Annotated in this window: 6 protein-coding genes; 5 read left to right on the plus strand and 1 reads right to left on the minus strand. The window is 52.0% G+C overall.

Annotation, left to right across the window (positions count from 1 at the left end):
* Positions 1 to 121: 121 nt before the first annotated feature.
* Both OB13_RS07985 and OB13_RS07990 read left to right on the plus strand, forming a co-directional pair.
* Complete coding sequence (locus tag OB13_RS07985; RefSeq protein WP_461489631.1) at positions 122 to 2557, plus strand: TonB-dependent receptor; 2436 nt, start codon at positions 122 to 124, stop codon at positions 2555 to 2557.
* A 212-nt stretch (positions 2558 to 2769) separates the two neighbouring features.
* A complete protein-coding gene (locus OB13_RS07990; protein WP_461489632.1) occupies positions 2770 to 3519 on the plus strand; it encodes a metallophosphoesterase family protein in 750 nt (249 codons plus the stop codon).
* A 51-nt stretch (positions 3520 to 3570) separates the two neighbouring features.
* On the opposite strand, the gene OB13_RS07995 is transcribed toward OB13_RS07990, so the two are convergent.
* Positions 3571 to 5103 carry a SulP family inorganic anion transporter gene (locus tag OB13_RS07995; RefSeq protein ID WP_461489633.1) on the minus strand — a complete coding sequence of 511 codons (1533 nt, stop codon included), beginning with the start codon at positions 5101 to 5103 and terminating at the stop codon, positions 3571 to 3573.
* Positions 5104 to 5600: 497 nt separating this feature from the next.
* Here OB13_RS07995 and OB13_RS08000 point away from each other — a divergent pair, with 497 nt between their 5' ends.
* From OB13_RS08000 to mscL, 3 genes are all read left to right on the plus strand, one after another.
* Complete coding sequence (locus OB13_RS08000) at positions 5601 to 7229, plus strand: peptide chain release factor 3 (RefSeq protein ID WP_461489634.1); 1629 nt, start codon at positions 5601 to 5603, stop codon at positions 7227 to 7229.
* Positions 7230 to 7411: 182 nt separating this feature from the next.
* Complete coding sequence (locus OB13_RS08005; protein ID WP_461489635.1) at positions 7412 to 7600, plus strand: hypothetical protein; 189 nt, start codon at positions 7412 to 7414, stop codon at positions 7598 to 7600.
* 468 nt (positions 7601 to 8068) lie between these two features.
* A complete protein-coding gene (gene mscL / locus OB13_RS08010) occupies positions 8069 to 8521 on the plus strand; it encodes a large conductance mechanosensitive channel protein MscL (RefSeq protein ID WP_461489636.1) in 453 nt (150 codons plus the stop codon).
* The last annotated feature ends 260 nt before the right edge of the window (positions 8522 to 8781 follow it).

An 8781-nucleotide genomic window follows, 5' to 3' on the forward strand; every position in this document is an offset into this window, starting at 1 on the left:
TGAAGTTGTTCACGGAGAAATTCAGCGAGTTGATATAATAAATCAAACAGTACCTTGCAATACAAAGTACTATAGAATATCTTTGCTTCATCAATTTCCCATACACGTTAAAGATAACTCTATGAAAAAAGTAATCTACCTCCTGACAATGTTTATTATCACCAGCCTCAGTAGCAGCAGCTTCGCGCAATCAGAAGGTATGCTGCAGGGCACTATCCTGGATGAAAAGAACCAGGGCTTGGGCTTTGTGAACGTAGCCGTTCTCGACGCCTCTACTGCTGCGGTAGTGACAGGCGCCATTGCCGACCTGGACGGCAGCTTCCGGATCAAGACGCCAGCAAAAGGACGCTACCAGGTCAAGGTAAGCGGGTTGGGCTACCTGCCGCTGCAATCCGAAGTATTTGAAGTGGCAGGCCCTGGCTTTTCCAAAGACTTTGGAAAGCTGCAGCTCAAGCCGGACGTGAAAACGCTGAAGGAAGTGACCGTACAAACCATGCGCCCGACTATTAGGACTGAAGCCGATAAAATGGTGGTAAGTGTGGAAGGCACCGCCATGGCCTCAGGCAGCACTGCTTACGAAGTACTGGAGAAATCGCCAGGCGTCTGGGTGGACCAGGACGGCAACATCCGGCTCAACGGCAAAGCCGGGGTCATGGTCATGCTCAATGGCAGGCAGTCATACCTATCGGGCAAAGAGCTGCAGAATCTGCTGCAAAGCATGTCTGCCGAAAACATCAAGAACCTGGAGATCATCACCAACCCTTCTTCCAAGTATGACGCCGAGGGCACGTCCGGTATCATCAACATCAACCTTAAAAAGAACCCGGACTTTGGTATGAGTGGCAGCGTGTACGCAGGCTACCAGTATAATAACCTCCATACCTATACCACAGGTGGCGACGTAAGCTACAAAAAAGGCAAGTGGAGCACCACGGCCAGCCTTGACCTGCCCCGCCGCATGCGCTACCGCGATATGGATATGAAGCGCGTGTTCAACAAAGAAGGAGAAATCAGCACGTTTGACCAGGAAGGCTACGAAGAGACGGAGCGCCTGGCACCCGCCCTGCGCCTCGGCACCGATTACGAGATCAACGACAAGCACAGCATTGGCGGTTTGGCTAACCTGTATTACAACGACAACCGTAACCTGTTCCGTACTGACTCCTGGCTGCGCGATGGAAATTCAGCGAACGACGTGTTCATCAATTCCATCAATAAAATAAACAGCGACTACCGCAACGGAACCTTCAACGTGCACTACACCGGCAAACTGGACACCGTCGGCACTACCCTTTCAGCTGACCTGGACTATGTGAAGATCAGCAGCCGCAATGACTCTGAGTTCTTCAACACGTACGACAGTGTCAATACCGGCAATCCGGCCAGGCTGGACCTGCTTTCCAGCAACAACCCGACCAGCTACGACATCTACTCCGCCAAGACCGACTTTGCCAAAAAGATAGGCCAGAACGGCAAGCTGGAACTGGGAGCCAAAGCCAGCCATGTGGTATCGGACAATGAGTTGCTGTTCTACCAAAACGTAGATGGCCGCGACATCCTCGATGTTAACCGTACCAGCCACTTTATTTACAAGGAAGATATCTTTGCCGCCTACACCAACTACTCCACCAGCTTCGGCAAAAAGTGGAAGCTGCAGGCCGGCCTGCGTGCTGAACAGACCTTTTCGGAAGGCAACTCACTGACACGTGACGAAAAAACGAAACGCGATTACCTGGACCTGTTCCCCAGCGTGTTTGTGCAGCAGAAAGTGAGCGACAACTACCAGGTAAGCTACAAGTATAGCCGCCGCATCAACAGACCATTTTACGAGAACCTGAACCCGTTCATCTTTTACCTCGACCCTTATACCTGGGCACAGGGCAACCCGTACCTGCGGCCGCAGTATACCAACTCCTTTGAGCTGACGCAGACACTGAAGGACAGCTATAACCTGACCCTAGGCTACGCGGTGACGAAAGACTTTATGGGCGAGGTGCCTGACCAGAACCCGGAAAACAACACCACGGTGTTCCAGCAGCGCAATATGGCAGAATACAAGAACCTCAACGCTACACTGGTGGCTCCGGTACGCATCTCCGGCAAATGGGAAATTAATAACAATGCTACGGTGTCCTATTCGAGCTTTACCACCAACGCCGACAACGAGGACCTGCTACGGGATCAGCTTTCTTTCACAGCGCAGTCTAACCAGAACATTCAGCTGCCTCACGGCATCAAGCTGGAACTGACCGGCGCCTACCAGGGACCAGGGGTGTACGGCCTGTATGAGTTCAAGAGCTTGTGGTGGGTAGATGCCGGCCTGAAGCGTTCCTTCCTCGACGACAAGCTAACCCTGACCCTGAACGCGACCGACATTTTCAGAAGCCGCCAGATGTACATCAACACTAGCCTGAACGGCAACACCAACGCCATCGAGCAATACCATGGCAGCCAGAGCATCCGCCTCAACCTGCGCTACCGCTTTAACAAAGGCAAAGAGTTCGAAGCCAAAAAACGCAACGTGAACCTGGACGAACTGAACCGTACCGGTAACTAGTTACTCCGCACGTAAGCACTATAAACCACCGCCTCCGCAGCATATGTTGTGGAGGCGGTACTGCTTTTACAGGCTTACGCACAAAATCTCCCATCCCACGGCAGCCCTGTCACGTAGTGTATACATTTAGACAAAACTCAGGTATAGCAAGCAGTGCGCCAGTGTATCCGGTCTGCAGTGCATAAGCTATCATAACTTAATCAGATACAGGCATGCAGCAAGCAAAATCAGGCACTACAAAAACCAGGATAGCAGCCATTGGCGATATACATGTACAGGAAGGCGACACAGGCAAATGGGTAGACCTTTTTAGAGAAGCATCCGAGAAAGCAGATGTACTGCTGCTTTGCGGAGACCTGACCGATACCGGCCGGGAGTCGGAAGCCGAGGTGCTGGCGGAGGAACTGAAAGCCTGTACGATACCAGTGCTAGCGGTATTGGGTAACCACGACTACGAGCACGACCAGGTAAAGAAAATCCGCAAAGTATTGGCCCAGACCAACCTGCAGCTTTTAGACGGCAACTTCACTGTGATCGGCGATGTGGGCTTTGCGGGCGTAAAAGGCTATGGCGGCGGTTTTGACCAGCACATGCTGGGTATGTTCGGCGAGAAGCTCAACAAAGATTTTGTGCAGGAGGCCGTGACAGAAGCCCTGAAACTGGATGCGGCCCTGTCGCAAATGGACAACGACAACAGCAACCTCAAAAAGATCGTGCTGCTGCACTACTCCCCCATCAAGGCCACGGTTGTAGGTGAACCAGAACCGATCATGCCCTTCCTGGGATGTTCCCGGCTGGAAGAACCGCTCAACCGCAGAGGGGTGCTGGCCGCCTTCCACGGGCACGCCCACATCGGCACGCTGGAGGGCGAAACTTCTACCGGCGTCAAGGTATTCAATGTTTCCAAACCGGTGCTGCAGAAAGCCAATTACGAGACTCCTTTCTACCTGATGGAGGTATAAAAACAGAAAAGGAGGCCGAAGCCTCCTTTTCTGTTTTACAGGATGTAAACGCTACGCCAGCTTATCGGTCAGGACGGCGTAGTGCGGATCTTCCATAATATTTACTTCGATGATACTCTCTGCATTGACCAGTAGTTTTCGGCAATCCTCGCTGAGGTGGCGCAGGTGCAGCTTCTTGCCGGCGTTTAGGTAGCGTTCGGTGAGTTTGTTCAGGGCCTCTATACCGGAATGGTCAACAACGCGTGATTCCCTGAAATCTACCACGACTTCCTGCGGGTCATCGGCCACATCAAACTTTTCCAGAAAGTTAGCGCTGGAACCGAAAAACAAGGGACCATAGATCGCATAGTATTTCACTCCGTTCTCATCTACGTGCTTGCGGGCACGTATGCGGACGGCGCTGTCCCAGGCAAAGACCAGCGCGGCGATCACCACTCCAATGGCCACGGCAATCGCCAGGTCGAAGACAACTGTCAGCACCGTAACGACAACCAGTACCAGGGCATCGGACTTGGGTATGCGGCGCAGCACCCGGAAACTGGCCCATTCAAATGTCCCGATCGCCACCATGAACATCAGGCCCACCAGGGCTGCCAGCGGCACCATCTCGATCAGGCTGGAGGCAAACATGATGAAGACCAGCAGCATGATCGCCGCCGTGATACCGGAAAGACGCGTCCGGCCTCCCGAGCTCACGTTGATGATACTCTGCCCGATCATGGCGCAACCGCCCATCGTGCCAAAGAAACCAGCTACGATATTGGCCGCCCCTTGTGCTATACTTTCCTGATTGCCGCGCCCGCGTGTATTGGTCAGTTCGTCTACGATTGTCAGCGTCAGCAGCGACTCCAGCAACCCTATACCTGCCAGAATGAGCGAATAAGGGAAAATAATCTGCAGAGTCTCCAGATTAAGCGGTACCATCGGGATGTGAAAGGCCGGGAAGCCGCCCCCCACAGAGGCCATATCGCCAACAGTTCGGGTGTCCAGTCCGAAGCCGATCACCAGGGCAGACACCGTAACAATGGCAGTGAGGGCGGCTGGAACTACTTTGGTAAGTTTCGGAAGAATGTAAATGATAGCCATGGTAAGCAAAACCAGGCCCAGCATAATGTATAAGGGAGTTCCGGAGAGCCACTCGAGCGCGCCGTCAGCAGCAGGCACCTTGAACTGGCCAAACTGAGCCATGAAAATCACGATGGCCAGGCCATTCACAAAGCCGTAGATCACGGGCTGTGGCACCAGGCGGATGAATTTGCCCAGCTGGAGCGCTCCGAACAGCACCTGCAGCAAACCCATCAGCACCACTGCTGCGAACAGATACTCCACGCCATGGGTGGCTACCAGCGCTACCATCACGACAGCGAGTGCACCGGTAGCGCCGGAGATCATGCCCGGCCTTCCGCCGAATACTGAGGTAATCAGGCAAAGAAAAAAAGCAGCATACAGGCCAACCAGTGGCCCTACCCCGGCTACAAAAGCAAATGCAACGGCCTCCGGTACCAGCGCCAGGGCCACCGTCAGGCCCGACAAAACTTCGTTCTTGACGTTGATCTCCTTGAAGGAGATGGGTGCGTAAATCATAAATCAGAAAAAATATAGAAGGTATGTGAATGCAATAATGGAGCTTCTAAAGCCCGGTATGGGCAGTATGCTTCATGGATCAGGAAGATCGGATAGGAAAGACAGCTAATATGGCAGGGGATTGCCTGCTGTCAGCCTGGTAAATCAGTCTGGCGTATTGCCGTTATGGAGAACTGTTCTTGTCATTGCGGTAGCAAAGGTAAAAGTATTCTTTAAAAACCGGTTACCTCCTGTCTGAATTTCTGGCTATACCTGGTTTTTCAGTTTTGAGAGCAATCACGTTCTACTCACCGGATTATCTGCCAGCCAAGTATAGCAGGCTGCTCAAAAAATATGTAGCTTTGCAAAAATTTATACGTTGCTGCGACCTCCTTAGCTTTCCGGCTCTCCCCTTACATAACGACTCGTTTGCCAATCAGGCCGGGTTGTCAGACATCCGTAATTTTCAAAACATTATCCTATAACTGGCCCGCAGGTCAGCAAATACAAGCTGCTACATGATACCAGAAGAAATACTCCGCAGAAGGACTTTCGCCATCATCAGCCACCCCGATGCCGGCAAAACCACGCTGACCGAAAAACTACTTCTCTTCGGGGGAGCGATCAACACGGCGGGAGCTGTTAAAAGCAATAAAATAACCAAGTCCGCAACTTCCGACTTCCTGGAGATCGAAAAGCAGCGGGGCATCTCGGTGGCTACTTCCGTTATGGGCTTCGACTATGCCGGCCACAAGATCAATATCCTGGATACGCCGGGTCACAAAGATTTTGCCGAAGACACCTACCGTACCCTTTCGGCCGTGGACAGCGTGATCCTGGTAGTGGACTGCGTGAAGGGAGTGGAAGAGCAGACGCGCAACCTGATGCAGGTATGCCGCATGCGCAACACACCGGTGATCATCTACATCAACAAAATGGACCGCGAAGGTCGCGACCCCTACGAGCTGCTGGATGAGCTGGAGCGGGAACTCAACATCCACGTTCGGCCCCTGAGCTGGCCCATTGGCATCGGCTCTACTTTTAAGGGCGTGTACAATTTATATGACAAGGAACTGCGCCTTTTTTCCCCCAACAAAAAGCAGCTGGCCAAAGAAGTAGTGGCCATTGACGACCTGAACGACGAACAGGTGGACAAAGTCATCGGGAAACAGGCAGCTGACAAACTGCGGGAGGATACGGCTTTCCTGGATGATTATTACGAAGGCTTTGACCTGGAGCTCTACAAGGAAGCCTACCTGGCTCCTGTTTTCTTTGGCAGTGCGATCTACAACTTCGGCGTAGGCGAGCTGCTGGACACCTTCGTCAAGATCGCGCCTTCGCCGCAGCCCGTGGAAGCCTCCCAGCGCGAGGTGCGCCCGGAAGAAAAAGGGTTTACCGGCTTCATCTTCAAGATACACGCCAACCTCGATCCCAACCACCGCGACCGCATAGCCTTTTGTCGGGTGTGTTCGGGGAAATTTGAGCGCAACAAGCTCTATTACCATACCCGCCTCGACAAGCGCATCCGCTTCTCCAGCCCCACCAGCTTTATGGCCAATGAGAAGAGCCTGCTGGAAGAGGCCTGGCCAGGCGATGTGGTGGGTCTCTACGATACCGGCTCTTTTAAGATAGGCGATACGCTCACCGAAGGCGAAGTGCTGCAGTACAAAGGTATACCGAGTTTCTCACCCGAGATATTCAGGGAAGTGGTCAACCGCGATCCCTTCAAGACCAAACAGCTGGATAAAGGGATACGGCAGCTCACCGACGAGGGCGTGGCGCAGTTGTTTGTGCAGCAGCAAGGCAGCCGCAAGATCATCGGCACGGTGGGCGAGCTGCAGTTTGACGTGATCAAGTTCCGGCTTCAGCAGGAATACGGCGCTACCTGCGACCTGCATTCACTCAACTATTACAAAGCCTGCTGGATCACCTCCGACGACAAAGAGACACTGGCGCGCTTTATCTCAATGAAGGGCAGCCAGATCGCCTACGACAAAGACGACAACCCGGTGTTTTTTGCCGATACCACCTGGGTGCTGCGATCCGCACAGGAATCGTATCCGACACTGAAGTTCCACTTCACTTCCGACTTCAAATTTGATGCTGTCACGCAACATCAGGGCTACGAGAAAAAAAGTCCGAAATAAGGAAAGGCTCTGGCAATCTGCGCTCCCCGAAAACACTGCTTCGGGGAGCGCAGATTGAACAGGACCATAAAAAAACAGCTAAGCCGCTTTTCCAATCGTAAACAGAGTGTACCCCGGCCTTCAACGAAGGCTGTTGCCGGCAGGTATAGTGATCGCATTTACAAGTATAACTCTGAACTGCTATGGAAAAAGATAAGAAAGCATACCTGGACGCCTTGAAGAAAAACAAGGGCAAGCTCGACGAACGGGTTTTAGGCGAAAGCCTCGGATTCAGCAAAATATACACCGACGAAATCATAGCGGCCCTGCTGGCTGATGAAAAAATAGAGTACAGCACGGAGCAACCCTGTAACTACAAAGTGAAAGAGTAAGCACCAAAGCTGTGCCTTTGCTAACCGAACCGGAAATCAATCTAAGTTCGCTGTAGCAAGTAACTGCTGTTTGCAAAAGTAGCCTTCCCTGCTGAGGCACCGCCTTTCTAAACCCTCAAATATATTGCTTTACTGCTGAGTAGAATTCATCCCGTCGTGTGTGACCTGTAATCACCTGTATCGCTTTTGCATACGGTAAGCGTCTACTCCCCTAGCGCCTGCACCATGATGGCTTCGTTTTCATGTCCTTGTTTACCGCTGCTCCTTCCTGCGACGCCTTCTAGCCCCTGGGGCAAAGTATAATCCGGTTGAATTTGTATGATTTATAATTTAAAATACTATATTTACTTCTATAGTCCTAGAACACAGCGGCATACGGGCAGGTGAAAGGAGGTTGGGAAGTGTGATTGCCCAGGATACAGCTTAGCATTCAATCAGTTAAACCAACATAAACAATCCCTCTACACGATGAGTATGCTAAAAGAATTCAAAGAGTTTGCCATGCGTGGCAATGTAATGGACCTGGCCATAGGAATCATTATCGGTGCGGCATTCAGCGGCCTGGTTAACTCGGTGGTAAATGACCTGATCATGCCGCTGGTCGGCAAGGCGATTGGCGATATGGATTTCTCGAACCTCTATGTGGCACTTTCTGCAGATGTTCCGGAAGGCCTGGCACTGGAAGAAGCACGTAAGCTGGGAGCCGTGTTCGCCTGGGGTAACTTCATTACGGTGCTGTTGAATTTCCTCATCCTGGCCTTTATCATTTTCATGATCATAAAAGGCATGAACCGACTGATGCGCAAAAAAGCCGCTGCACCCGCAGTGCCTCCCGCTCCTACCAAAGAAGAGGTACTGCTCACTGAAATGCGCGATTCCCTTCGCCAGATAGCTACCGGCCAAACGGCACCAAGACCATAACAACGTAAGGTATACATCAAAAAGCCCCGGATATTAACCTATCCGGGGCTTTTTGATTTTTTGATGAAGTCATAACGTATACTTTGACCCTGGATCTTGCAATTAGCGCAGTTCCTGCGAGAGTCTTTAGGATTTTTTTTGCGGTTCCGGATCCAACCACCCCTACCCCTCCTTATCTTTATCGAGCCCCCCCTGCTACAGTTCTAGTTCTTGTTTCATAGCCTCTGTTCAGTCATCCCCCTGCCCCCTTCGAAGGGGGA

It is taken from the genome of Pontibacter sp. HJ8 (genome assembly GCF_054824225.1).